Origin of the sequence: Pontibacter chinhatensis (assembly GCF_900113285.1) — a bacterium.
Lineage (GTDB): Bacteria > Bacteroidota > Bacteroidia > Cytophagales > Hymenobacteraceae > Pontibacter > Pontibacter chinhatensis.
In genome coordinates, this window is sequence record NZ_FOOT01000007.1 from 36,285 (window position 1) to 61,973 (window position 25,689).

A 25,689-nucleotide genomic window follows, 5' to 3' on the forward strand; every position below is an offset into this window, starting at 1 on the left:
CTAAGATTTTTACGATTGTAAGATTCTAGGATTACTGAAAAGTCCCCCTTTGAAGGGGGTAGGGGGATGATAATCGTGCACCTATATGCCAAGCAATTCTCACTATAACAAAGGCCTTAAAACTTTAGCTAAAAGCCTTCGAGCAGAATCTACTAAAGCAGAGGTTAGGTTGTGGTGCGAGGTATTAAGCAAAGGCAAAACGGGTTACACTTTTCTTCGTCAGCGGCCAATTGACAATTATATTGCCGACTTTATGTGCAAGGAGCTAAAGCTTATTATAGAAGTTGATGGTTATTCGCATAATTTTAAGGTTGACGAAGACGGGGAACGGGATAAGAATTTAGCGAGGCTAGGCTATACCATACTAAGGCTTTCGGATGAGGAAGTAATGAAAGATTTGGCTAACGTAGAACGTGCGATACACGCCTGGATAAAAAAATCACAGATGTAAATCATCCCCCTACCCCCTTCAAAGGGGGACATATGAAAAAAATAGCTTCATCATACTTTAAAAGCCATAAAACAATCTATATGAAAAAGTTGCTCAAACTTTTGGCGCTGGTGCCTGTATTAGGAGTGATGGTGTCTTGCAACAACGGAACAGCTGCAGACGCTGAAACAACAACTGATAAAACTATGGCAACAGCATCAACTCCAAACACCAACACGCAAACCAGCGACTTTTATACTTTCAAGATGAAGACGCTGGATGGCAAAGAGGTGGATTTCTCAAAGTATAAAGGCAAGAAAGTGCTGCTCGTGAACACGGCCTCCGAGTGCGGTTACACGCCGCAGTACGAAGACCTGCAGAAGCTGCACGAAACGCACGGCAACGAGGTGGAGGTGCTGGGCTTCCCGGCCAACAACTTTGGCGGGCAAGAGCCCGGCTCGAACGAGGAGATTGCCTCTTTCTGCCAGAAGAACTATGGCGTAAGCTTCCAGATGTTTGAGAAAATCTCGGTGAAAGGAGAGGACCAGCATCCGCTCTATACCTGGCTGGCACATCATGCGCCGGGTAAAGAGGAGCCAGGCTGGAACTTCTGCAAGTACCTGGTGGACGAGAACGGGAACGTAGTGGCTTTCTATCCATCCAAGGTAAAGCCGATGGACAAGGAGCTGTTGAGCGCTATACAGCAATAAGTCTATGCCTGGCGTAAACATCCGTTTTGGTCAGGCTTATTATAAGAATAGGTTTTGAACACTTCGCAACACACCGCACACCAAAGTCCAGGTCTGGTAAAGGCTTGGATTTCGGCTTTTAGGCCACGCACCCTTCCGCTGGCTTTTTCTTGTATCGGCATGGGCGCCTTTATAGCGGCGGCCAACGGGCATTTTAACGGGGCTGTAGTGGCCCTGTGTGTGCTGACCACGCTTTTCCTGCAAATCCTTTCCAACCTGGCCAACGACTACGGCGACTCCAAACACGGGGCTGACAGCGTGCACCGCGAGGGGCCGATGCGGGCCGTGCAGGCAGGCCACATTCTGCCTGAGCAGATGAAGAAGGGCATGGTGGTGTTTAGCCTGCTCTCGCTGGTATCCGGTTTGCTGCTGCTGTGGGTGGCTTTCGGTACGGAGGGCATGCTGCTGTTTTTGCTGTTCCTGGTGCTGGGGCTGGCCTCTATCTGGGCGGCTATTAATTATACCGCCGGCGACAAGCCTTACGGCTATGCGGGTCTGGGCGATGTTTTCGTATTTATCTTCTTCGGGTTGGTCGGCGTACTGGGCACTTACTTTCTGCAGGCGCAGACGCTGGAACCCTCGGTTATACTCCCGGCCCTGGTGTGCGGCTTCTTTTCGGTTGGGGTGCTCAACGTCAATAACATCCGCGACATCAACTCCGATATACTGGCCGGCAAGCGCTCTATTCCCGTGCGTATCGGCCCGAAAGCTGCGCGTGTGTACCATGTGTTGGTATTGCTGGGTGGGGTGCTGAGCGCTTTTGCCTACGTGCTGCTGAATTACCATAGCCCCTGGCAGTTCCTGTTTATACTTGCCCTGCCGCTGGTGCTGGTGAATGGGGTAAACGTATGGCGCAAACAAACCTCTAAAGAACTGGACCCTTACCTCAAGCAAATGGCTATTACCACGCTGCTGTTTGTGCTGCTGTTTGGGCTGGGGCAGGTGTTGTAGGAAGTATAGAGAGTAGAAATACCTCTTTATCTAACAGCCCATTGGAGTCCTAATGATAGCATCTGCGTCTTGTTTTTATAGGCAAATTTTCTTCTTGGATAATGATTGTTCCAGTACACACGCTCTATATAAGCATCGGTAATATCAAGCATGTAAGTATAACCAAGAGTTAGCTTTGTGTTAGTGCTTAGCTTATAGTTAAGCGAAGCTCCAGGGCTCAAACTTACTGTGGCGAAGCTCGTGTTGCTAGAAACTCTGTCTGGGCCGACATAGCTTTTATCCAATAATCTAAGGTTTACAGCAGGACCAAATTCTAAACCTAACCCTAGTTTTTCGTTTCCGGTGAGGGGCACATTAACTCCGGCAGCTAGTGGTACTGAGAGATAGTAAGTCTTTAGACGATCTCTGTAGTAGACATTAGTGTTTTCCTGTGGATCAACTTGTTTTTTAATGAAACTAATGCCGGTTCTCAGGTAAAGTTCACTTGTGAACTGCTTTTGTAGTTGAAAGTTGACAGCGTAGCTCTTATTGTTTTCCTGCTGTATGGCTTGATCAGACTCCTTATTTTTATCTACCCTTGACCCATAGACGTTATTCTTTACATACCCTACGCTGACCGACAGAAAGAGAGGCTTCTTTAAGGAGGTAGTGTCTGAAGCAAACACTTTCGTACTCGTTAAGCATAATAAAATTGTTAGGCTAAGTATAATCCTGTAATGCATTCTTTTAGTCTGAAAGTAGCTGCTTTTACGTGTCTGACCGAAAAAGAGGAAAGAGCCCCGTCAAACATAAAAGGTGCAAATGTAAGCATTATTAGAACGCCACAGGTCTGAGATCAGTAAAAGATTAACTTATTGGCTTACAGAATTACATTGGGTTCAAAGAGTCGAGTTCAAGTATGGTTTAAAGTATAGCCCGGCCGCTCACCGTTTCAGCCAAACTATACTTTATACTTTCAGAAATTATTTACCGCCTCCGTTGCTCTATGTATTGGTGTTTACAAACTCAATCGCCTTTTCAAGTACCTCATCTTTCCCCTCAATGATTCCTTGAACTGTTGGTTTGACTTCAATATCGATTTTCACACCCTTTCTTTGTGTTTCTGTATTGTCCGGGTAAAAAATGCCGATGCCAGTTATGGCTGTTTTATGACCTCCCACCAATTCAAATACACTAACATTTCCATCGGCTCCTGAAGTCTGACTTCCTATCGTGGTTACATTGTCGCCTGTTTGTAGCCCCATTATGGTGAATTCAGCATGGCTTTGAGCCCTTTCATTTACTAATAAGACAACTTTGCCTTTATACTTCAAGTCACCACTTTGGCCAATTTGGTCACCATTCCTCCAAATGAATTTTCCGGGATAGCCCAGGTCAGGGTAGATGACTTTGTAAAAGTCGTTTCTTTTAGAACTGATGTAATTTGCTACAGAGCGAAAAGTACCCTTTGGATGATTTCTGATATCGAAGATGATGGCCTTGGTGCCCTTCAGCGCTTCCATTATCCCTTCAACATCCTTTAGCTCCAGTCTGCCCATATCAACGTAGCCGATATTGCCTTTAAGGATTTTGAATTTCTCAGCTTCCTTTGCCTTGGGGTTCAGCTCATCCAACAGATACCTTTTGATAGTTTTGGTAGCTGTTTGGTTATTTCTGATAAATTCAATCTGCACAGAGTCAGAGGAGCCATTGAAGATGGAATGAAACGCGTTTAGTTTCTTTCTTGAAATGTTGGAGCCGCTAATGTATTTCTCTTTCTGGCTAAAAATGCCTTCAACTTCCTGACCATCAACTCTGGTAATGATATCACCAATTCGGATATCGTCTACTCTAGCCAAGAAGTCATTGTAGAAGCCTGTGATTATTGCTCTTTTGTCTATCAGCTTAAAATGTGCTGGCATCCAATAATGGCCGAAGTAAGCAGCTATCGTGTCGTTGTAATATCCTGCGTGGCTATCGTCAATGCTTACTACCAATTCAAGTATAGCCAACTGATACTCGAGCTCGGTTTTGGGATGTAAAAACTTCGGAATCATGTTACTCAAGACTTCATCCCAGTTGGTGTCCATCTGGTACTTGTATGGGAAAAAGTATTCGACAATATTCCAATACCGGAATAGCGTGAGTAACCTTAGGTTTTCATCATTCCAGCTGAAGCCTTTGTAGTTGATCTCATTGGTCACCTCAATGTTGCCGATTTTTTTGCCGGCAGACACATAATACTTTTTGCCTTGATGCCTGTTCTGCTCAACGTGCTTAAGCCTTTCAGTAAGCTCAGCTGTAAAAACCTGGTTTTCCTTTATCCAGCTTAAGTCGAAGTTCCTGTCAAAATACTCAAGGCTGCTCTCTTGCTTACAGTTCTTGCAAGCTTTCACTCTTCCAAGATTATCCAACCAAGCGATGTATACTTGAGACAATTCTTCTTTAGTAGATGCAGCCTTGACCTTTGGCAAAACCTTGAATAACTCATCGTCCCATTTGAACTTTCCGCTAGCAACATGGGGATGATAATATTTCAGAAAGTCCCAAATCTTGGCAGTTGCCGCTAGTTTTTCTGTTTCAGATAAACTGTTATGAGCATGGGCTGTTTTGAAACAAATTAGTATGCTCAGAAAAAGGAGGATGGTGTGCTTCATCTTTGCGTTGGTGGTAACGTTTCTCGTGCAGCCGATGGACGAAGCATAGCTGAGCATACAGGCTGCACCTTGTTGGGCTATCGTTATTCTATTTTAATCTTCTGCAGTTTCCTGCTCGCCTTTTTATAGAGTACAACTGCTATTATTCCCGACCATCCTCTATTGATGTATACTTCCTTGGGTTCTTCATCAAATACAGCTATTTCTTTGACCGTCTCTTCAGTTAAAAGCTGAAGCAGCTGCTCGCGTGAATTGTCGCTTAACGTTTCTGTTATTGCAATACCATCTATGACTAAGATTGGAACAGCTATAATTCTTTCACTTGATTCATTTTGAGCAGGTTGTGGCACAAAGAACCTTTCCTTAACCATCAATAGCTGCTCGGCTTTGTCTACTGATCTTAAGGTTTTTAACCATTCCTGATTCTTTTCTTTTGTCATTTTCAATGACGTAGCCTGCCCATATATGGAAGCTATGATGAAGCAGAAGAGAAATGTTAGTATGACTTGTTTCATTTATTTCGAATGCAGCCCAACTCCCAGCTAAACGGAAGTCTATTCGGCTTATCTGCAATATGTGGTGGGTGACTGAACTCCTCCGCTAGTACATGTATAAAACCACTTACAAAAAGTATAGCCCGACAGCTTGCTGAGCCAGGCTATACTTTATACTTTCAAAAATTAATTACCGCCTCCGCCAGAAGTGCTCTCGCCGCTTTTCAGGTCGTCGTTGCGAATGCCTCGCTTGGTGCGTTTGATGTCTTCTTTGAGCTTGCCGAACCTGTAGTTAAAGCCGATGCTAGCCCGGCGGCGCACATAACTATATTCGCTGCGCTGCTCAAAGTTCAAGCCGTTCACGTCGCTGTAGCCAGTAAAGAACTTACTGAAGGGGTTTTGCACCGAGAGGCTGATGCTGGCCTTTTCGTCTTTGAGGAAACCTTTGCTAAGCGAAAAGCCGTTCCAGAACTGCCCGGCCGATTTGCCCTGCAGCATCACGCGCGGCGCGTAGTAGCCCAGGTTTACGCCAGCCCGCCAGTTTTTCTCGAACCTGTAGTTTACATAACTGTAGACGTTCCCGCTGATACCGCTGTTCTCCAGGTCCACGCCGCCTATATTTCCGCTGAGTTGGCTGTAAGACATAGAACCGTTTAAATTCATGCTGAGCTTCTTGAAGAACGTGGCGTTGCTGTTGATGGAGAGGGTGGTTGTGTTGTTCCTGCCAATGTTACCGTAGGTGGTGCTGCTCACCGAGTCGGCGGGGTTAAAGGTAGTATAGCCCTGGATGGCGTTGTTGGTAAACGTATGGGTTAGGGTGCTGTTCAACGACTTTCCGTTTTTGAACATGCTGTGGCCCAGGCTGAAAACGTGGCTCGTGGCCGCCTTCAGCCTCGGGTTACCGAAGGAGATGGCTTTTTCGTTCTGTCTGTTCACGTATGGGTTCAGGTACCACAAGCTGGGCCGCTCAATGCGCTGGGTGTAGGACAACTTCAGGGAGGCCATGTTCTTTAGCGTGCGCGTCAGCGTTGTGCTTGGGATCAGGTTCAGGTAGTCCCGGTCGGCCACCGAGCCCGATGACTTGAAGTTGGCATCCACCACGGTTTGCTCCAAGCGTGCGCCGGCCCGTACGCCCCATTTCTTGTAGCGCAGGCTGGCCGAAGTATAAGCGGCGTAAATATTCTGGCTGTAGTCAAACTCGTTCGTCAGGCTTGGCACCTCTACATAGGTGTTTGTTTCGGGGTTATAGTTGCGGTAAAAGTAGTCGCTGCCATTATCACGAAGGATGGTTTTAGCGCCCACCTCCAGAGTGTGCTTTTTAAACGGATGCACATAATCTATCTGAGCTGTCTGCTCTACGGACTTGCCCTCGTTCTGCGTGCGCGTGCCGGCAGGGCCCCTGTAATTCAGGGTAGGCACAAACTCCAAGTCAGTGTCGTCGGTGTTGAAGTTGTCGCCGATTTTGTAAGAAAGGGTGAGCAGCTGTTCTTTGTTGCGCTTAAACGTGTGTTGGTAGTCCAGTCCCACCTCGTAATTGCCCCAGGAGCCGTCGCCATAGTTGTTGCGCTCGAAGGCCTGCGTGAGGTTGCGGTCCATGCCAAGTTCCTCCACTGTCTGCAGGTACACCGACTCAAAGTTGCTCTTGCTCACACCAAGCTTGGCTGTAATCAGGTTCAGCGTGTCTATCTCGTAGCTCAACTCGCTGTTGAAGTAATTGTACTGACTTTTGTTATTACCCTTGCCCTGCTGCCGCAAGGTGGTGCCCAAACTTTTTTCGCGTCGCTCAAAAGAATTATAGGAGTCGGGGCTGGTGAACTTATTGCTGCCGCCGTAGGCCGATATACCCAGCTTGCCTACTTTCGCCCGGATGTTGGCGGAGCCAAAGCGGCTGTCCGGGGTGGCCTGCGAGAGGTAAATGCTGCCGTTGTAGCCGTTCTGTGGCTTATCGTGCGTGATGACGTTGATGATACCGCCAATCCCCTCAGCATCATACTTGGCGGGTGGGTCTGTGATAACCTCGATGCGTTTAATGGTGTTGGCCGGCATGCTGCGGAACACATCTTTGGGATTGCGGGCAAAGAGGGTAGAGTTTCTGCCGTTTACCAACACCCTGAAATTGCTGCTGCCGTTGAGCTGTATGTTCTCTTCGGCATCGAGGCTGAGCATGGGCACCTTGCAGAGCATCTCCAGGGCCGTGGTAGTCTTGCTCTCCGGGTCGAACTCCACATTGTAGCCGATTTTGTCGATGTCCTGGGTCACGAGCAGTTTCTCGGCGGTAACCTGCACCTCCTGCAACTGCTTGGCCGAGGCGGCGATACGCAGCTTGCCCAAGTCAGCGGGTTTGCCTGCCTCCAGTGCGGGCAACTGCATGGAAAAGGGCTTGTAGCCTACATAGGTAAGTATAAGTTTGTAAGGCGTCAGGGGCAGGCCGGTCACTTCAAAACTGCCATTGGCTTGTGTAAAGGTTGTTTTCAGAGCCTCTTCTTTGTCAGGAGGGCTAACTACGACGGTCACGTAGCTGAGGGGAGCCTGGGTGGTTGAGTCTACCACCACCCCTTTGATAGTTCCGGATGGAGGGCTTTGCGCCTGAGAGATAAGGCAGGCCAGAAGGCACAAGGCCAGCAGGAGAGTTTGTTTCATGTATCATATAGTTTAAAGTGAGCGTGCTGTGATTCACCAAGTATAAGCCGGCCTATACTTATACTTTCAGGAACACTCACATTAACCTCCTACAAACGACTAGCTGCTGTGCCTGTCTCTGCCCTAAAAGTTGTGTTTGGTAAGATAACGATAATCAAGGCAATATAATATATGAATCAGAAAATATTGATAAGATAAATTATATAACAACAGGCATAAATGCAGCAGATGTTGCGTGCAGCCTCCTCAGAAGTATAGGCCGAGATCAAAAAAGCCGCCCGGTTAAATCCGAAGGCGGCTTTCTTATTTTATACTTTATACTTATTGTATCTGGTGGCTCTGGATGATTTGAGCTCCATGGTGCAGCAAATCTGCCTTAGCCTTCTCATATCCCTCCGGGCTGATGGCGCGCACGGCATCCTCCAGGTAGTATACTTTAAAGCCTTCTTTCAGCGCATCCTTCGCCGAGAAGTATACGCAGTAATCGGCGGCGAGGCCAGTCAGATGAACTTCGGTTATACCTTTGCCGCGCAGGTAATCGGCCATACCGGTACTTTTCAGGTGGCCGTTATCATAGAAGCCACTGTAGCTGTCGATGGCAGGGTCGGTGCCTTTGCGGAAAATGGCTTCGATGCGGTGATGCTCCAGTTCTGCCGAGAACTCGGCGCCTGCCGTGCCCTGCACGCAATGGTCCGGCCACAGTACCTGTTCCAGCCCGTTCAGCTCTATCACGTCAAAAAGGTTCTGCCCGCTGTGCTGCGAGGCAAAGCTCTTGTGGTCGGCCGGATGCCAGTCCTGGGTGGCTACTACCAAATCATAGTTTCCCTGGATGCTGTTTACCAGGGGTATAATGGCATCTCCTTCCGGCACGGCCAGGGCGCCGCCCGGAAGAAAATCATTCTGTATATCAATTAAAAGTAAAGCACGCATACCTATACTTGTGTGTTGGCAGGGGCGCTGCTGGCTGCGCTGCCACCCTTGTTCTTATTGCGGTTGCGGTTCCTGTTACGGCTCCTCTTCTTGCCCTGGTTCTCGCCTCCCGGCTGTTCGGCTAGTTTCACCGGTCTGTCGCTGCCCTCAGCTTTTGGCTGAGCGCCTTCCGGGCGCGGTGCTCCGGGTTTCTTGCCTCTGTGGTGCTTGCTGCGGTGGCTGTTAGCCTTGCTTCCTGCGCCGGGCTTGTTGCCGCCGCGGTGCCGCGGGCTGCCGCCGTCTCTGCGTGTAGGGTCGAAGGCAGGGCCGGGGCCGAAATCGTCCGGAAGGGGCAGCTTCGGCAGCTCGCGCTCGATCAGTCGCTCTACCTTCTGCACCCGGAACATGTCCTTCTCGTTCACGAATGTGATAGCCATACCCGTAGAGGCGGCACGTGCGGTACGGCCCACGCGGTGCACGTAGTCCTCAGCGTCCTGCGGCATGTCAAAGTTCACCACATGGCTCAGGCTGTCGATGTCGATGCCTCTGGAGAGGATGTCAGTGGCTACTACAATCTGGTATTGCTTGTTCTTGAAGCCCTGCAGTGCCTTCTCGCGCTCCTCCTGGGTCATGTCCGAGGAGATGCCTTCCGCCGTGAAGTTCATCTTCTTCAGCGAGCGCACGATGGGGTTCACGTTGGACTTGCGGGACGTGAAGATGATCATGCTGTGCACGTCCAACTCGCGCAGCAGGTGCTCCAGCAAAGGCAGTTTCTGGTTGTCGTAAGTCAGGTAGAGGCGCTGGTCGATGCCTTCGGCTGGCTTAGAGATGGCCAGGTTCACCTCAGCGGGCTGCTGCAGAATCTGCTGGGCCAGCTCCCTGATTTTGCGCGGCATGGTGGCCGAGAAAAGCAGCGTCTGGCGCTGCTTGGGCAGTTGGCTGATAATCTTGATCAGGTCGTCCATAAAGCCCATGTCCAGCATTTTGTCTGCCTCGTCCAGCACCAGGTGGTTGAGTTGGTCCAGCTTTACGTAGCCCATGGCCATGTGCGAGAGCAGTCGGCCGGGCGTGGCAATGATAATGTCGGCGCCCGTGGTCAAGGCGCGTTTCTGCTGCTCCCAGTCATCGCCTTTGTTGCCGCCGTAAATGGCAATGGAGCTAACGGAAGCAAAGTAGCCGAAGCCCTCTACCTGCTCATCAATCTGTTTGGCCAGCTCGCGGGTAGGCACCAATATAAGGGTGCTGGTGTGCTCGTAGCCCTGGTGGGAGATACGGTCGATGAGGGGCAGTAGGTACGCTGCGGTTTTGCCCGTACCGGTCTGGGCGCAGGCAATCAGGTCTTTTTGCTCAAGGATCAGCGGAATAGCCTGCTGCTGTACGGGGGTAGGGTTGTTGTACCCCATAGAGTCGATGCCCGTCAGCACATCCTCGTGTAGGTTAAAAGAATGGAAGTCCAATGTGTTTATTGTTTGGTTTAGTACATGGCGGCCATCTTTTTCCATCAGCCGCTTTTTCTCAGTAAAGATACTATAAATCCGGTGACTAAAAATATATGCATTTTTTCAAATATTTTTTAGGACAATGTTGTGAGAAACTAATACTTGTATTATGTTTACATAAAATTGGATGGCGGGTGTGGCATGGTTATGGAGTTGAATTGTAATAATACAATTTAGCTGGCGGTGAAATTGTGTCTAAAATTGGCTTGGAAGCTAATAATAGCTAATTCATATATTTTAATATTATGTTTTACATAGATATAATTATAAAATACTGAAACATTGCCACCGGGCAGGCGTAAACAACATCAAAGCAACTAAAAAGCATAACATCACAAAAAATATATATTAACTCCAAAAGTCATGAAAAAAGCTATACAAGAGTCGCCAAATCTATTTCTGTTGGTAGGCCTTAATATTATAAATGCGATCTTCATGCTGCTGGCTTAACAGCGGTGTCTGGGAATGATATAAAACTTTAAAGGAAGGAGCGGCCCCCATACAGGGCCGCTCTTTTTTATGCCCTCCGGTTTAAATTTGCTTAATTTGTTCATGGACGGGGATTTTCAGCCTCGCATTAGCATTTGTTTAAAGTATTGAAAGAAGTATAGCATTATGGCAGGACATAACAAGTGGTCGCAGATAAAGCGCAAGAAAGGGGCCCTGGACGCCAAACGCTCAAAGATTTTTACCAAGCTCATCAAGGAAATTACGGTAGCCGTGAAAGTGGGCGGCTCCGACCCAGACGGCAACCCGCGCCTGCGGCTGGCCATTCAGTTAAGCAGGGCCGCCAACATGCCCAAGGATAACATAGAGCGCGCCATCAAAAAAGGGGAGGGCAGCGACGCCGGCGATTACCATGAGGTGACCTATGAGGGCTACGGACCCAGCGGCGTGGCCGTCTTCGTGGAGTGCCTGACCGATAACATCAACCGTACCGTGCAAAACCTGCGCACCATGTTCAATAAGAGCGGCGGCAGCCTGGGCACCAGCGGCTCTGTGGAGTACCTGTTCGACCGCAAAGGCGTGTTTGTGGCCAAGCTAGACCCTGAGCAACCTGTAAACGAAGACGAACTGCTGCTGGACCTGGCCGACGGTGGCGCTGAGGAGGTGGAGTTTGAGGAGGGCTACGTGACCATCTACAGCGCCATGGAAGATTTTGGGGCCATGCAGAAGAAGGCGGAAGAACTGCAGCTGGACCTGGAGAGCGCCGAGCTGCAGCGACTACCCCAGACCACCGTGAAAGTGGAAGACCCGGAAGTAGTGCGTAAAGTACTCAAGCTTATAGACGCCCTCGAAGACGACGACGATGTGCAGAAAGTATACCATAACCTGGAGTTGAGCGAGGAGGTACTGGCAGAACTGGAATAGCCCCAGGAAAGTATAAACATAGCCGCAGCCATTGGTCTGCGGCTTTTTGTTTGAGGATTTCGCAACACATGACACAACCGATATTCAAAGACATGCTGGTGCTGGAGCTGGCAAGCGTGCTGGCCGGACCAAGCGTAGGGCAGTTTTTTGCCGAGCTGGGCGCGCGGGTGCTGAAGGTGGAGAACGCCGCCACCCACGGCGACGTAACCCGCAGCTGGAAACTGAAGGCCGAACCCGCCGACACCGATACGTCCGCCTACTTCTGCGCCGCTAACTGGGGCAAAGCCTCCCTGGCCTTGAACCTGACAGAGCCGGAGCAGCTACAGCAGCTGTATACGTTGGTAGCACAGGCCGATGTGGTGATAGCCAGCTACAAGCCCGGCGATGCCGAGCGGCTGCAGGTAAATTACGAGGTGCTCCAATGCATAAATCCGCGCCTGATCTACGGCCATATCACCGGCTACGGCCCCGACGATGCCCGGGCCGGTTACGATGCGGTGGTGCAGGCAGAGAGCGGCTTTATGTACCTCAACGGCGATCCAGGCGGAGAGCCGCTCAAGATGCCCGTGGCCCTGATGGATATCCTGACGGCGCACCAACTGAAGGAAGGGCTGCTGGTAGCCTTGCTGCAGCGGGAACGCACGGGGCAGGGGCAACTGGTGCAGGTGTCGCTGCTGCAGGCAGCTGTGTCGGCGCTGGCAAACCAGGCTACCAACTACCTGGTGGCGGGGCAGGAGCCGCAGCGGATGGGCTCCGAGCACCCCAACATCGTGCCCTACGGCTCGGTTTATACGTGCCGGTGCGGGGGTAAACTCGTGCTGGCCATCGGTGACGACAGGCAGTTCCGGAAGCTGTGCGCTATACTTGGCGCTGAAAGTATAGCCATCGATCCAAAGTATAAAACCAACTACGAACGGGTGCAACACCGGCAGGAGCTAAACCAAATGCTGCACCAGCTGATTGCCCAGCAGGACCGCGGGCCTTTATTGCAGCAGCTCCACGCACAGCACGTGCCGGTGGGGGCAGTATATACAATCCCTGAGGTATTTGCGCAGCCGCAGGCCCGGCAGCTGTTACTGCAGCATCCCGGCAGCAAGCCCGGCTTACGGCAGGTAGCTTTCAGGCTGCAGGGGCAACAGGAGCTGGATCTGAGCCCGCCGCCAACGTATGATAACTACCTTAGTTAAAGTATAAAGCGGCCGGTAGGAGGTTTTTAATCAGCATTTTATACCTTGCAGGTCAGGCCGAATCAAACAAAGTAGCCTGAACAGGTGTAAAATAAACCTGGTACACCCATTGGCGAACAAGTTACTATGGAAGACAGAGAAGAAAAGATAGAGGATAAATTAGAGGACAGGCTCGATGATATTGTAAACGGTCTGCACCACAAGTCTAAAACCAAACAGGCTATTTTCCGCAACACCGTTAGGGCCTTCGAGAAACTTAAGGTGATTGCGCAGGAACTGGTAGACGAGCTGACGGAGCGGGTAACGCGGCACGATGCCGACGTGGTGATTGAATACCGTAGCGTAAGCGAGCACGAGTTTCAAATCAAGTTCTCCGGCGATCTGTTGGTGTTTGTGATGCACACCAACGTCATCACCTTCCCCGACGATTACGAGATCATGCGTAACGATTATGTGGATGAGGACTTCAGGAGAAGGTTTTTCGGGCACATCATGGCCTACAACTTTATGGCCGACACCATCAAGTATAACCGCCTCGACGACCCCGGTTACCTGATCGGGCGCATGCTCATCAACATCGAGAACCATTACTGTATCGAGGGCGTGAAGCAGCTGGACCTGCCACAGGAGCGGATTAGCAACATTGCCAAAAACGTGCTAAGCGACAAGGTGCTGCGGATAATTATTGAGAGCGCCATGGTGGCCGCCGTTAACAATGACTTGATGGGACAAGACGTGAGTGATATTGAGCGCATTACGCTGAAGCAGAAGCTGGAGAACACCCACCTCACCAAGCCGCGCAAGCTGGGCTTCCAGATAAGTCCGGAGCTTACGAACTAGCAGCTATACTTTATACTTCCATAAAAAGTATAAAAATGGCCCGGGCAGCACCCGGGCCATTTTTTCGTCAATCTTTAAACTAAACTCTTTGAAATCTTTTAGGGCAGCTAGGCCCTACGCTACTTCCACTGGCTCCTCGCGCAGTTTATGAAGGGCTTGCTCTATCTGTGGCAGGCTCTCCAGCAACTGCTCGAAGCTCTCGATGCAGAAGTACTGGCTCTGGTAAGTCTCTTTGATGTAGGCCGTGTCCAGGATCTGCTGCACGTCAAAATCATACTTTATACTTTGCTCCGACACTGACAACTTACTCTCGCCGACAGAGGAGAGGATGCCTGCGCCATAAATATGGGCTTTCTCACCCGGCTTGCGGAACAGCCCGAACTCGATGGTGTACCAGTAAATGCGCGTGAGGCGGTCGATGATGTCGGGGCGGTCGATGTGCTGCAGCGCCAAGGCCGACAGTTTGGCCAGGAACTCGCAGTAAACCGGTATGGTGAGCAGGGGCACATGGCCGAAAACGTCGTGGAACATATCAGGCTCCTCCAGGTAGTCGAGTTGGTCCATCCTTCTAACCCACACCGTGGCCGGGAATTGCTTGTTCGCGATGAGTTTGAAGAACAGGGCATCGTCCACAATGCCGGGGGCTGCCACTACCTCAAAGCCGGTCAGGGGCTTTAGGCGCTGGTTTACCTCCGCAAAGTTGGGAATGCGGTCGGGCTGGAAGTTTACGAGCCGCAGCCCCTCAAAGAACTCAGGAATAGCCTTATCGGGCAGGTTCTCGATCTGGCGCTGGAAAAGGATAGCCCATACGTTATGATTCTCCTCTGTGTAAGTGCTGTAGTTTTGTGTCAGGTTCATGTTTTTATACTTTGATGATGTTAGAAAAGGCTGAAAAAAGAAAAAAGCAGGGGCTTGAGCCGCTGCTTTGGCAGGTTCACCGCTGGAGGAGCCGCTGCTCCTTTAACCGAAATGTCAGGTGGTGGTGATTGCCTTAGCCGCGGGTGCAGTAATAGCGATAATAATAGCTGTAATAGCTATACACGCTCAGGCAATAAGAATAGGCAGTAAACAGCAGCGCCATGCCAGTAGAAGCTGGCGTAGGAAGTGTAATCGCTATGGCTGCTGGTTTATGCATGTTATTTTTAGTGATTGCAAGAATGCAAACTTCTGGATTAAACGCAATTTATACCTGAAGGTTTATATAGCAGGGGGTAAAGTTTATACTTTGGTTATACTTCTATACTTTGCTAGTTTATACTTTCATAGCTCCTGCTTTCTTCTGCTTAAACTAAGCTATCCTTACTAGCTGCTGTTCATCCTCTAGTTCCCTCTTACCTATAGTTTCATCTCTGGCTTTCTGCCCTCCCAGGCCGGGAGGCCTCGCCTTCGGGCATCGCGCGGTGTTCCCTCCTTGCCTCGCTTCGCTCAGCATGCCCTTGGCGGGCACCGGATCTCACAAGGCGCTCCACCCAAAGGCTGGGAATCATTCGATAGCCACTCCCACTGATGTCATCTCGACCTTTGGGAGAGATCTAGTTAGAATTCCCGATAGATCTCTCGCCCTGCTCGAGATGACAGGGTGAGCAGCAAGTATAATTCCCCTCCTCGGAGGGGTAGGGGTGGGTTGATTCTTGTAGGGACAGGTCGCGACCTGTCCGCGTAAGGACAGCAACTACTAAGCTTATACTTCAGCCATCGTAATCACAGGCTCCCCTCCTTGGCCAAGGAGGGGCAGGGGTGGTTGGACTCGGTATTGCTAATCTTTCTACCTTATCCTGCGATAGAACTACTCAGTAAAAGCAGACATGCACTTAGAAGAATAGGAGCAGATAAAGTATAGATTGTAATATTTGCCTTTATTCCTGCACAGACCGTATAAAAAACCAGAAGTATGAGGGTAAAGTATGGAGGCAACCGGTATAGGAAAGTATGGCCGCTGCGGCAGAGAATTGTTGCTCTTGCTGCTGATGGTGCTGGCTGCCTGCACCTCGTCGCCTTCTGCTTCAGACAAACCCAAAACAGAATATGTCATCATACTGGTGATAGACGGCACGCGCATGTCTGAAACTTGGGACTCCGTGCCTGGCCTTATCCCCAACATGTCTACCGTCCTGAGGCCGAAGGGTGTTTTCCTGCCCAATTTTCTCAACGATGCCTATACGTATACCAACTCCGGCCACGCGGCCATCACGACGGGCGTAAACCAGCCCATCGACAACTATGGCAACGAGTTTCCGGCCAACCCCTCTATCTTCCAGTACTTCCTGAAGCGGAGCGGCAAGCCTGCCACGGCGGCCTGGATTGTATCAAGCAAGGACAAACTGCACATACTGGCTAACACCAGCAGGCCTGGGTGGGAGAACACGTATCAGCCGTCGGTAAATGCGGGCGTGAACGGCCCCGGCACCGGCTATCGCATGGACTCTCTAACCCTGATAGAGGTCAAGCGCATCCTGACGACCCACAAGCCAAACCTGATGCTCATCAACTTTATGGAGCCCGACGGCTTTGCCCATGCCGCTAACTGGCCCAACTACCTGCGCGGTATCTCCCGGGACGACAGGTATGCTAAAGAGCTTTGGGACTTTCTGAACGAAGACGAGACCTTCCGGGGCAAAACCACCCTGTTTATCACTGCTGACCACGGGCGCCACCTGAATGGGATAGACGGAGGGTTTGTGGACCATGGCGACAGCTGCCCCGGCTGTCAGCAAATTTACCTGCTGGCGATGGGCCCGGACTTCAAACGCGGAACCGTCGAGACAAGGCATACCCTGATCGACCTTGCTCCGACGGTGGCCCGCCTGCTTCACTTCACCATGGACTCGCTGGTGGTGGTGCCGCGCGTAGATACCACCTATGTAACCTCCCCGGCCGACAGCGCCCAGGCAGCACTTGGGCAGGACTCCATCCGGCTGGAGATTGTGATGGATACGACCGTGCTGAAGGCCAGGGTGATAGAAGAACTCTTCAAATAACCTTTGCGCCTCTCCGGAAAGTATAAATTTTAAGCCGCTGAAAGTATGAAACCGTGGCTGCTATACTTCCTGCTTCTTTCGCTGCTGCCCGGCACGCACGCGCCTCTCCGGGCTCAGAATGATAGCACTATACATGCTGCCTCGGAAGAGAAGCTAGCGGACAGCCTGCGGGCGCTGCAAAACCCGCTTTTCCTGAGTGAGGAGGTGCTGCATTTTACCTTGCGCATGGATGTGAAGACGGTGCTGCGGGATGTTGACGATGACCGGAAATCGCATGAGGCGGTGCTGGTTTACAAAGGGGCAGATGGGGCGGAGGTGGAGGAGAAGCTGAAGGTGAAAGTGCGCGGCAAGCGCCGCCGCGACCCCTCGGTCTGTAACTTTCCGCCGCTGCAGCTCAACTTTTCGCGCAAAACCGTGCAGAACACAATCTTTGGAAAAGTGAACAAGCTGAAGCTGGTCACGCACTGTATCAACGATGAGTATGTGCTGCGCGAGTACCTGGTCTATAAAGTATACAACACCCTGACCGAGGCTAGTTTCCGGGTGCGCCTGTGCCGGGTGCAGTACGAGGACCAGAAAGGCAGGCGCGACACAGAGACCGGCTACGCTTTTCTGATTGAGGATGATGATGTGATGGCCGCGCGCAATGGCGCAACCGTGGTGCCGGAGCAGGCGCTGGTGCGTATGGACCGGGCGGAAACGGTAGCCATGGCCCGGGTAGCATTCTTCCAGTTTCTGATCGGGAACACCGATTGGTCGGTGCCTTACCGCCACAACATCGATTTGCTGCAAACCGATCCCTTGTCGGCACCCATCCCCGTACCCTTCGATTTTGATTATGCCGGCATCGTGGGCACGCCCTATGCTACTCCGCCCCCGGAGTTGGGCATCGGCTCGGTGCGGCAGCGGCTTTTCAGGGGCTATACTTTCCCGGACGAAGTATACGCGCAGGTGCGGGAACTATTCAACGAACGCAGGCGAGCCATTTATGGGGTCTACCAAAGCTTCCCGCTGCTGGACAGGCGCTACATCCGGCAAACCACCAAATACCTGGATCAGTTTTACGAGGTACTCAACAACCCGCGGGATTTTCAGAATGCTTTTGTGAAGCAGGGGCAAAAGAACCTGCGCTCTGGCGTGGTGGTGAAAGGGCTGGAAAAATAAACCCCTTCCTGCTCACAGGAAGGGGTTTATACTTATACTTTATACTTCTTACATTAGCTCGGCCAACTCTAGCCACCGGAATTCCTTTTCTTCCAGTTGCTCGTTTATACTTTCCAACTCCGCGGCAAGCGCATGCAGTGCCTCATGGTCCGTAACGCCGCCGTTGTTCATGGTGTCGATGATCTCAGCTTTGCGGGTTTCGAGGCGCGCTATTTCTTTCTCCAGCTGCTCGTACTCCTTTTTCTCGTTGTAAGTGGCCTTGCGCTTGTTGTTTGGCTGCTCCGGCTTTTTCTCTGCAACAGGCGCGGGTGTTGCCGCTTTGGCCTCATCCTGCTGTAGCTTGTCCTGTTTCTCCTGCTCCTTCTGCCACTCGCGGTAGTCGGAGTAGTTGCCTGCAAAGTTGCGGATCTTGCCCTCGCCCTCAAACACGAACAGGTGCTCCACCAGGCGGTCCATAAAGTAGCGGTCGTGGCTTACGATGATCAGGCAACCGCCAAAGTTGAGCAGGAAGTCTTCCAGGATGTTGAGCGTGATGATGTCCAGGTCGTTGGTGGGCTCGTCGAGGATGAGGAAGTTCGGATTTTTGATGAGCACGCGCAAGAGCTGCAGGCGGCGTTTCTCGCCACCGCTCAGCTTGCTTACAAACGTATACTGCTGCGGGGGAGCAAACTGGAAATGCTGCAGAAACTGGCTCGCTGTAATCACCTCGCCGTTTGCCATCTCCACCACCTCGGCAATCTCCTTCACGATATCAATCACGCGCTGATCCTCCTTATACTCCAGCTCATCCTGGGTGTAATAGCCGAAAACAGTGGTCTGGCCGGCCTCGATAATACCAGAATCAGGCTGTAGCTTGCCCGTGAGCATGTTCAGGAAGGTTGATTTGCCGGCGCCGTTGGGACCAACAACCCCAATACGGTCCTTCTTCTTGAACACGTAGCTGAAGTCGTCCACAATCTTCTTTTCCCCAAAGGATTTGGAGATGTGCTCCACCTCGATGATTTTGCCGCCCTGGCGGGTGGTTTTAACCGATAGCTCCAGCTGCGGTCCGGCAGTCTTTTTGGCGGCCTTTTCCTTCAGCTCCTCGAAAGCATCCACCCTATACTTGGCCTTGGTGCCGCGGGCCTTCGGCTGGCGGCGTATCCAGTCGAGCTCCTTTCGCATCAGGTTGCGGGCTTTCTCGGTTTCTGCCGCAGCGGATTGCTCGCGCTCGGCTTTTTTCTCCAGAAAGTAGCTGTAGTTGCCCTTGTAAGTATAAATCTCGCCGTTTTCGAGTTCGGCTATCTCGTTGGCCACCTTATCCAGGAAGTAGCGGTCGTGGGTCACCATCAGCAGGGTGGTGTTCTGCGTGCTCAGCATCCCCTCCAGCCATTCGATGGTGTCCAGGTCCAGGTGGTTGGTGGGCTCGTCCAGGATGAGCATATCGGGCTCCTCTATCAGCACACGGGCCATGGCCACGCGCTTGCGCTGGCCGCCGGAGAGGTGCTTTACCTTGGCGTCGAGGTTGGTGATGCCCAGCTTGGAGAGGATCTGCTTCACCTTTACCTCAAAGTCCCAGGCCTGCAGCTCGTCCATGCGCTCCATGAGCTTCTGCATTTTCTCGTCGCCGGTATTAGGGTTGGCAATGGCAGCCTCATACTCTTTTATCAGCTGCAGCGTCTCGTTCTGCATAGCAAAAATGGTCTGCTGCACGGTCAGCTCCTCGTCGAACTCCGGGTTCTGGCCCAGGTAGCCGATGCTGATTTCCTTACGCACGCTTACACTTCCCTCGTCGGGGGGAAGTTTGCCGGCCAGTACGTTAAGCAGTGTAGTTTTGCCGGAGCCGTTTACGCCCACCAGCACCACGCGCTGTCCCTGGCTGATGCCAAAGCTTAGGTTTTTGAAAAGCCATCGGTCGCCGAAGCTTTTAGAGATGTTTTCTGCGGAAAGGAAATTCATAACTACAAAGTTAGCGATGTGCGGCCACAAACGGTAATGCCGCCGCTACAAAGCCGAAAGTATAAAGTATAAAAAAGGCCGGCCCTGCGGGGCCAGCCTTTCCTGATACGGTTAAAGTTTGTTTTTAAAGCACGTTATCCTGGGTTGCATGGCGTCTGGCATACGACTCGCTCGGCTTGCGGTGGGTTGTCAGCGATGCCAGGATGGAGAACACACCACCTACAAGGTGAGGCATGTAAACCTGGTCGTCAAAGTTAAGCAACCAGGGCGATACAGCCAGAATCACACCCAGGGCAAAGTCTACCATCAGGTGCGACTGCATCGGAACCTTGTGTATCAGGCCCACCTCAAAGTCGGTGAACACGGTTTGCAGTAGCACCAGTATGCCTGCCACCACCATCACCCAGGTAGCCGAGTTAACGTCGGAGAAACCGAACAGCCATGGGGCTGCTATAAAAATCAGCCCTACCACATAGTCAAGAACCCCGTGGAACCGGGTTGGAATAAATCTCATAAAAACCTCCTTTCGTAATTGGTTTACAGCCTATTATACGAGTGGTTCAGGTTTTATATGAGAAATAGTGCAATTTTTTTAGGTAAACGGTTACTCATTCACCACCAGCGTACGCGCCAGGTAGTCGTGCATCATCTGGTGCCTGCGTGAATTGACCATGAGCACAAAGCCCAGCCCAAACGGCAGCAAAGACAGGATTTTGGTAAAATAACGCAGGTTAGCCTGCACAAACCCAATGGGTTTGCCGCGCAGATCGGTCACGCGCATGCCCAGCGTATACTTGCCGATGGTGGCCTGTCTTTGGGAAGATTCCAGGAAAGTATAGTAAGCCCAGTGCAATATCGGGAAGAAGGGGTTCAGGAAAACCTCTTTGGCAGCCAGCAGTAGCTCGCTTACATCTATTTTACCAGCCAGTACAGATTCCCAGGAGTATACATGCTGCGGCGCACTGCTGAAGCCGTATACAACCAAGGTGTAAATAAAGACCAGCAGGGTAGTATCCACCAGAAAAGAAACGAAACGGGCAGGGAGCGTGCCATATAAGGCGGAGCGTTTAACCGTGGGTGCGGGCGATAGCGTTATCGTGCTTTGCATGTGCAATAGGGTATAAGGTTCCGAAGGCCTGTTGCAGGGCCTGATGCTCATTTCTTCACTCCAAAGCTGGAGGGGCTCCTTTGGTAAGGTTAGCTACCGCAAAGAGTAACTAAGTGTGGCGTAAGTTGAAGTAGATTAAAAATAATAGATTGTAATTTACCAATCAATAGCTTGCATAATATTTATTTATATAAACTATCCTGTTAGCAATTTAACTTTTTGCAGTGAGTATAAATTCAAAAAGGTTACAAGAATTTGTGAGTGTACGTATTTTGGTGGTGAATGACCTAAACAGCCGGCTTTTCATTAATTTAGCCCATCATGAAGCAGGAAAAGAGCGAGAGACCAATAGGGGTTTTTGACAGTGGAATAGGCGGACTTACAGTGGCTCAGGCGATTATAAATGTGCTGCCGCAGGAGCGCATTGTATACTTTGGGGATACGGCCCACCTGCCGTACGGCGATAAGTCTACGGCAGCCATTCAGGCCTATTCGGTTAAGATATGCGACCTGCTGATCCGGCAGCAGTGCAAGGTGATTCTCATTGCCTGCAACTCGGCCTCGGCTGCCGCTTATGAGCTGGTAAAAGAGTATGTGGGTAGCAAAGCCAAGGTGCTGAACGTGATAGACCCGATTGTGCACTACGTCGGGCAGGCCTACCCGAATAAAACGATTGGCTTGATTGGCACGAAGCAAACTGTCAACTCCAATGTGTACCGCAAAAAAGTAGATGCGCTGGATAAAGGCATCACCCTCCGGTCGGTGGCGACGCCGCTGTTGGCTGCCATGATCGAGGAGGGCTTCTTTAACGACTCCATCTCCGAGAGTGTGATCAATGCTTACCTATCAGACCCGCAGTTGAAAGGCATGGAGGCACTTATACTTGGCTGCACTCACTACCCGCTCATCAAAAAGCAAATCGAGGCCTATTACCAGGGCAGGGTAGATGTGCTGGATGCGAGCCAGATTGTGGCGCAGCACGTAAAGGAGTACCTCGAGCAGCACGACCTGGCCGCCAGCCAGCGTTCCGGCGACCATACCTTCTACGTTTCAGACTTTACCCGCTCTTTTGAGGAGAGCACCCGCATTTTCTTTAAACGCAAAGTACACCTGGAGCATTATCCGCTGTGGGAGTAGGGGAGTTTAGGAGTTAGAGAGTTTGGGAGTTTGAAATGATGCCTTCTGCCGCGAATCTCTTCCGCTGTTCCGGACATCCTTATCCGGGACAAAAACTGCTGCGGACATCCTAATCCGCGCAAGCCATACTTTGTACCTTAGCTATACTTTAATACTTGGCTATACTTCCATTCACTCGCTGGCGCGAGTTTGCAACCCGTGCCTACCTATGATGTTGGGTTTGTAACCCAACTGGCTCGCAGAGCCATACTTATACCTTAGCACTAGCTTATACTTCTGATATACTTTCCTAGCCGCTGCTTCCCGCAACCTGAACCAAGCTATCCTTTCTAGCTCCCGTTCATCCTCTAGTTCCCATAGACGTCTCGTTTCACCTCATACTTGGTGCCCTCCCAGGCCGGGAGGCCTCGCCTTCGGGCATCGCGCTGCTTTCGCTTCCTACCCTCGTACCTCGGGCTGCCTCGCTTGCGCTCGTCACCGGAACCTCTCGAGGCGCTCAACCCAAAGGCTGGGATAGGTTCGATAGCTGCTGACTCTGCTATGGAACAGGAGCAGAGCTCCCCTTCTTGGCTAAGGAGGGGTAGGGGTGGTTGGACCCGGTACTGCTGAGACTCGCTTGCCTGAGACAAGGAACCTCCTGCCCCTGCTGTCATCTCGACCCTCGTGAGGCGAGAGCCGAAGAGAGCCAGCGTAGCTGTGAGGAATCTAGTTAGAATTCCCGATAGATCTCTCGCCCTGCTCGAGATGACAAGGAATGATTAAAGACCAGACTGTCCCCTCGAGGGGACCATAGGGGTGTTTACACTTTAACTATGAAACCTATACTTCTGCATAAGTAAAAACAGACTCCCCTCAGCCAAGGAGGGGTTAGGGGTGGTTGGACCCGGCACTACAAAACGCCCTTCCCTGTTTTTAGGGGAGGCCGGGGTGGGGTTAATACGCAGCCAGATGTAGTTGGACCTTGCACCTCCTAACCCCCTCAACCCAAGTATAAATCCAGCCGAACTCAGGAGCTTACACGTAAAAAGCGTATCTTTATAAGCCAATCAAGACGAACCCTGATGAAGAAGAAGTACCTGACCATAGGAGACCTGAAGCGGAACGCCTTTATCGTGGCCGCTGCTGCCTGCATGGGCCTGACCAGCTGCGGACCGAATACCCAGAACGAGGAGTGGAAAACCGGTGACGAGGTGAAAGTGCCGGATGGTGTTATCACAGAGCTTACCGAGGAGGCGCCTGACCAATGGAAAATCACCGACGAGCGCACCACGGCTCCCGGTAAAAGTATGGCCATTCTGAAGTATAACGACGGGCGCGTGGACACACTGCAAGGGCTGGAGCTGGAAAACCAACTAAAGGCGCTGGCCGATAACCAGCAGGTATACCAGCAGGGTGGAGGCTTTGGGATGGGCAATGTGCTGTGGTGGAGCGCGCTGGGCTATATGGCAGGCCGCACCATGGGCCCGCGGGCAGGCTATTACGCCAACCCAGGGGTGATGAACAACACGGCCGCCTGGCGCCAGGATGTGCAAACCTACCGACAGCAGTCCACCGCGCCACGCACCGGCCGAAGCGGCTACTTTAGAGGCAGCGGCACCGGTACCGGCGGCTAAGTTATACTTTACTTTAAGAATTAATGCTGAATAAGGACAAGTTAAGCGTTCGCCTGGAGCCCCATTCCGGCGACATAGACACCGCTGTGCGCGGACTTGGCTGGGAATGGTGCGTGGAAGACGGCTGCGCCAACTACGTACCCGGTGAGGCGGTGGTGCTGCCGGAGCAGGAGGCCGATGCACTCTTAGAGGCTGCCGGAACCCTGTACGAGATGATGGTGAACGCCGTACCCGACGGACTTCCGGATGAATTTCTAAAAGTGCTGGGCATCCCGGAGAACCTGTGGGAGCTGCTGCGGCAGTCCTGGAACGACGAGCGGCACTGGCATTTGTACGGCCGCTTCGACCTGGCCCAGACGCCTGAAGGCCCCAAGCTGATCGAGTTCAACGCCGATACCGCCACCTCCATCCCTGAAACCGCCGTGGTGCAGTGGGCCAGCCTGGCTGCCGCCGGTAAGAACGAGGCGCGGCAATATTCCGGGCTGTATGAGACGCTGGTCGAGCAGCTCAAAACCTGGCGCATGCTCAACTCCGACCTGGCTCCAGCCTTGCTGCTCACCTACATCGGCAGCAGCGCCGAAGACGATGCTAATTGCGCTGTGATTGCACAGGCCGCGAACGAGGCAGGTTTTGAGGCGCACCTCTGCCCGATTGACCAGGTGAACATCTCCACAGAAGGCGCCGAGAAAGGCGTGTGGGCGCAAATTGGTGCCGAGCAATGGCGGCAGTTTCCGTTTCTGTTTAAACTTCTGCCCTGGGAGCAGATTGCCTGGGAGGAGCCCGAACTGCTCGAGAGCCTGACTTACCTGGCCAGTATGCGCAATGTGGTTATCGCCAACCCGGCTTATACCTTGCTGTTTCAAAGCAAAGGCATGCTGGCCTGGCTTTGGAAGGCGTACCCGTATCACCCGCTGCTCCTCGAAACCGACCTGTCGCCCCTCCACGGCAAGTATATCCGCAAGCCATACTTCGGGCGCGAGGGCCAGAGCGTGGAGGTAGTAGATAAAGTAAGTATAACTAAGGTACGGGGCGAATACGACAGTCAGCAGCAAGTATACCAGCGCTGGTGTGAGCTGCCCGAAGACAATAAAGGCTATACGTACCAGGCCGGCGTGTTCTGGGCCGGGGAGGGCTGTGCGATTGGCTTTAGAAGGGAGAAAGGCATCATCACCAACCTCTCGCAGTTTGTGCCGCACCTGGTGGAATAATTTATACTTTACTACACACAATGACGATAGAAACAGAGGAAGAATTGGCCGGTATGCAGCAGGTAAGCGAAGCCGTTGCCGTTACCCTCAAGAAAATGCGCGAGTATACCAAGCCGGGCATTACCACGAAACAGCTCGATGAATATGGTTACGAAGTGCTGCAATCTTTTGGGGCGAAGTCCGCACCCAAAATTACCTACGACTTTCCCGGCTATACGTGCATCAGCATCAACAACGAGGCCGCGCACGGCATCCCTTCCGAGAGCACGGTGCTGAAAGAGGGTGATTTGGTGAATATTGACGTGTCGGCGGAGTTAAACGGCTTTTATGCCGACAATGGCGGCTCTTTTATACTTGGCAAGGACGTGCACGGGCTGAAAAAGCTGGTGGATACCTCCGTGAGCGCGCTGCACAAGGCGCTAAAGGAAATCAGGGGCGGAAAACGAATCTCCGAGATAGGCAGAATTATCGAAATGGAAGCCAAAAAGAATGGCTTTAAGGTAATCAAGAACCTGGTGGGCCACGGGGTAGGCAGAAGCCTGCATGAAGCTCCAAACGAGATTCCCTGCTTTTACGACCGCTACAACACGCAGCGCTTCCGGAAAAATACCGTGGTTGCTGTCGAGACGTTTATCTCCACCAAGGGCAGTTATACCCACGAGAAAGGCGACGGCTGGACGCTCTTGGCTGAACGTGGTGGCTATGTGGCGCAGCACGAACACACCATCCTCATCACCGACGGCGAACCGATTATCCTGACCAAAGCAAACGGGATATAACCCGCTGCACAGCCTCTAGCAGTTTATACTGCGCCCGGTAGTAAAGATTTAAGAATCT

22 protein-coding genes are annotated in these 25,689 nt (G+C 51.7%); 12 read left to right on the plus strand and 10 right to left on the minus strand.

Annotated features, from left to right (window positions below; genetic code table 11):
• The first annotated feature begins 85 nt into the window (after positions 1 to 85).
• From BM040_RS17790 to BM040_RS17800, 3 genes are all read left to right on the plus strand, one after another.
• On the plus strand, positions 86 to 451 hold the full coding sequence (locus tag BM040_RS17790) for an endonuclease domain-containing protein (RefSeq protein WP_092104399.1): 366 nt from the start codon (positions 86 to 88) through the stop codon (positions 449 to 451).
• Between the two features lie 185 nt (positions 452 to 636).
• Positions 637 to 1,140, plus strand: coding sequence for a glutathione peroxidase (locus tag BM040_RS17795; RefSeq protein WP_245756286.1), 504 nt, complete (start codon positions 637 to 639; stop codon positions 1,138 to 1,140).
• 54 nt (positions 1,141 to 1,194) lie between these two features.
• Complete coding sequence (locus BM040_RS17800) at positions 1,195 to 2,130, plus strand: 1,4-dihydroxy-2-naphthoate polyprenyltransferase (protein WP_092104404.1); 936 nt, start codon at positions 1,195 to 1,197, stop codon at positions 2,128 to 2,130.
• Between the two features lie 26 nt (positions 2,131 to 2,156).
• On the opposite strand, the gene BM040_RS17805 is transcribed toward BM040_RS17800, so the two are convergent.
• The 6 genes from BM040_RS17805 to BM040_RS17830 form a co-directional block, all read right to left on the minus strand.
• Entirely contained in the window at positions 2,157 to 2,795 is a 639-nt protein-coding gene (locus BM040_RS17805) for an outer membrane beta-barrel protein (RefSeq protein WP_175491115.1), read from the minus strand.
• Between the two features lie 318 nt (positions 2,796 to 3,113).
• Entirely contained in the window at positions 3,114 to 4,766 is a 1,653-nt protein-coding gene (locus BM040_RS17810; RefSeq protein WP_175491116.1) for a S41 family peptidase, read from the minus strand.
• An 83-nt stretch (positions 4,767 to 4,849) separates the two neighbouring features.
• A complete protein-coding gene (locus BM040_RS17815; RefSeq protein ID WP_092104411.1) occupies positions 4,850 to 5,281 on the minus strand; it encodes a hypothetical protein in 432 nt (143 codons plus the stop codon).
• Between the two features lie 165 nt (positions 5,282 to 5,446).
• The gene (locus BM040_RS17820) at positions 5,447 to 7,900 is read right to left on the minus strand and encodes an outer membrane beta-barrel protein (protein WP_092104413.1); all 2,454 of its coding nucleotides are present in this window, start codon (positions 7,898 to 7,900) and stop codon (positions 5,447 to 5,449) included.
• Positions 7,901 to 8,221: 321 nt separating this feature from the next.
• Positions 8,222 to 8,830: a bifunctional nicotinamidase/pyrazinamidase gene (gene pncA, locus BM040_RS17825; RefSeq protein WP_092104415.1), complete on the minus strand. Its 609-nt coding sequence runs from the start codon at positions 8,828 to 8,830 to the stop codon at positions 8,222 to 8,224.
• A 2-nt stretch (positions 8,831 to 8,832) separates the two neighbouring features.
• Positions 8,833 to 10,311, minus strand: a complete 1,479-nt coding sequence (locus tag BM040_RS17830) for a DEAD/DEAH box helicase (protein WP_394333092.1) — start codon at positions 10,309 to 10,311, stop codon at positions 8,833 to 8,835.
• Positions 10,312 to 10,923: 612 nt separating this feature from the next.
• Here BM040_RS17830 and BM040_RS17835 point away from each other — a divergent pair.
• The 3 genes from BM040_RS17835 to BM040_RS17845 all read left to right on the plus strand — a co-directional run bounded on the left by BM040_RS17835 (position 10,924) and on the right by BM040_RS17845 (position 13,706).
• A complete protein-coding gene (locus BM040_RS17835; RefSeq protein ID WP_092104417.1) occupies positions 10,924 to 11,679 on the plus strand; it encodes a YebC/PmpR family DNA-binding transcriptional regulator in 756 nt (251 codons plus the stop codon).
• 68 nt (positions 11,680 to 11,747) lie between these two features.
• Positions 11,748 to 12,866 carry a CaiB/BaiF CoA transferase family protein gene (locus BM040_RS17840; protein ID WP_092104419.1) on the plus strand — a complete coding sequence of 373 codons (1,119 nt, stop codon included), beginning with the start codon at positions 11,748 to 11,750 and terminating at the stop codon, positions 12,864 to 12,866.
• Between the two features lie 126 nt (positions 12,867 to 12,992).
• Positions 12,993 to 13,706: a hypothetical protein gene (locus BM040_RS17845; RefSeq protein ID WP_092104421.1), complete on the plus strand. Its 714-nt coding sequence runs from the start codon at positions 12,993 to 12,995 to the stop codon at positions 13,704 to 13,706.
• Between the two features lie 114 nt (positions 13,707 to 13,820).
• Here BM040_RS17845 and BM040_RS17850 read toward each other — a convergent pair whose 3' ends face one another.
• Complete coding sequence (locus tag BM040_RS17850) at positions 13,821 to 14,564, minus strand: phenylalanine 4-monooxygenase (RefSeq protein WP_092104423.1); 744 nt, start codon at positions 14,562 to 14,564, stop codon at positions 13,821 to 13,823.
• A 1,046-nt stretch (positions 14,565 to 15,610) separates the two neighbouring features.
• Between BM040_RS17850 and BM040_RS17855 the strand changes: the two genes are divergently transcribed.
• Positions 15,611 to 16,684 (plus strand): alkaline phosphatase family protein, encoded by a 1,074-nt coding sequence (locus tag BM040_RS17855; protein WP_092104425.1) that lies wholly within the window; start codon positions 15,611 to 15,613, stop codon positions 16,682 to 16,684.
• Between the two features lie 45 nt (positions 16,685 to 16,729).
• Positions 16,730 to 17,848: a hypothetical protein gene (locus tag BM040_RS17860; protein ID WP_245756287.1), complete on the plus strand. Its 1,119-nt coding sequence runs from the start codon at positions 16,730 to 16,732 to the stop codon at positions 17,846 to 17,848.
• 48 nt (positions 17,849 to 17,896) lie between these two features.
• Here the strand turns inward: BM040_RS17860 and BM040_RS17865 are convergent, their stop codons facing one another.
• The 3 genes from BM040_RS17865 to BM040_RS17875 all read right to left on the minus strand — a co-directional run bounded on the left by BM040_RS17865 (position 17,897) and on the right by BM040_RS17875 (position 20,894).
• Complete coding sequence (locus BM040_RS17865) at positions 17,897 to 19,786, minus strand: ABC-F family ATP-binding cassette domain-containing protein (RefSeq protein ID WP_092104594.1); 1,890 nt, start codon at positions 19,784 to 19,786, stop codon at positions 17,897 to 17,899.
• 124 nt (positions 19,787 to 19,910) lie between these two features.
• Positions 19,911 to 20,300, minus strand: a complete 390-nt coding sequence (locus tag BM040_RS17870) for an SPW repeat protein (protein ID WP_092104427.1) — start codon at positions 20,298 to 20,300, stop codon at positions 19,911 to 19,913.
• A gap of 90 nt (positions 20,301 to 20,390) precedes the next feature.
• On the minus strand, positions 20,391 to 20,894 hold the full coding sequence (locus tag BM040_RS17875; protein WP_092104429.1) for an RDD family protein: 504 nt from the start codon (positions 20,892 to 20,894) through the stop codon (positions 20,391 to 20,393).
• A 321-nt stretch (positions 20,895 to 21,215) separates the two neighbouring features.
• Between BM040_RS17875 and murI the strand changes: the two genes are divergently transcribed.
• The 4 genes from murI to map all read left to right on the plus strand — a co-directional run bounded on the left by murI (position 21,216) and on the right by map (position 25,631).
• Positions 21,216 to 22,031: a glutamate racemase gene (murI, locus tag BM040_RS17880; RefSeq protein ID WP_092104431.1), complete on the plus strand. Its 816-nt coding sequence runs from the start codon at positions 21,216 to 21,218 to the stop codon at positions 22,029 to 22,031.
• Positions 22,032 to 23,092: 1,061 nt separating this feature from the next.
• Positions 23,093 to 23,644: a Cj0371 family chemotaxis-regulating polar lipoprotein gene (locus BM040_RS17885; protein WP_092104433.1), complete on the plus strand. Its 552-nt coding sequence runs from the start codon at positions 23,093 to 23,095 to the stop codon at positions 23,642 to 23,644.
• 23 nt (positions 23,645 to 23,667) lie between these two features.
• Entirely contained in the window at positions 23,668 to 24,852 is a 1,185-nt protein-coding gene (locus tag BM040_RS17890; protein WP_092104435.1) for a glutathionylspermidine synthase family protein, read from the plus strand.
• Between the two features lie 20 nt (positions 24,853 to 24,872).
• Complete coding sequence (map, locus tag BM040_RS17895) at positions 24,873 to 25,631, plus strand: type I methionyl aminopeptidase (protein WP_092104437.1); 759 nt, start codon at positions 24,873 to 24,875, stop codon at positions 25,629 to 25,631.
• Positions 25,632 to 25,689 lie beyond the last annotated feature (58 nt).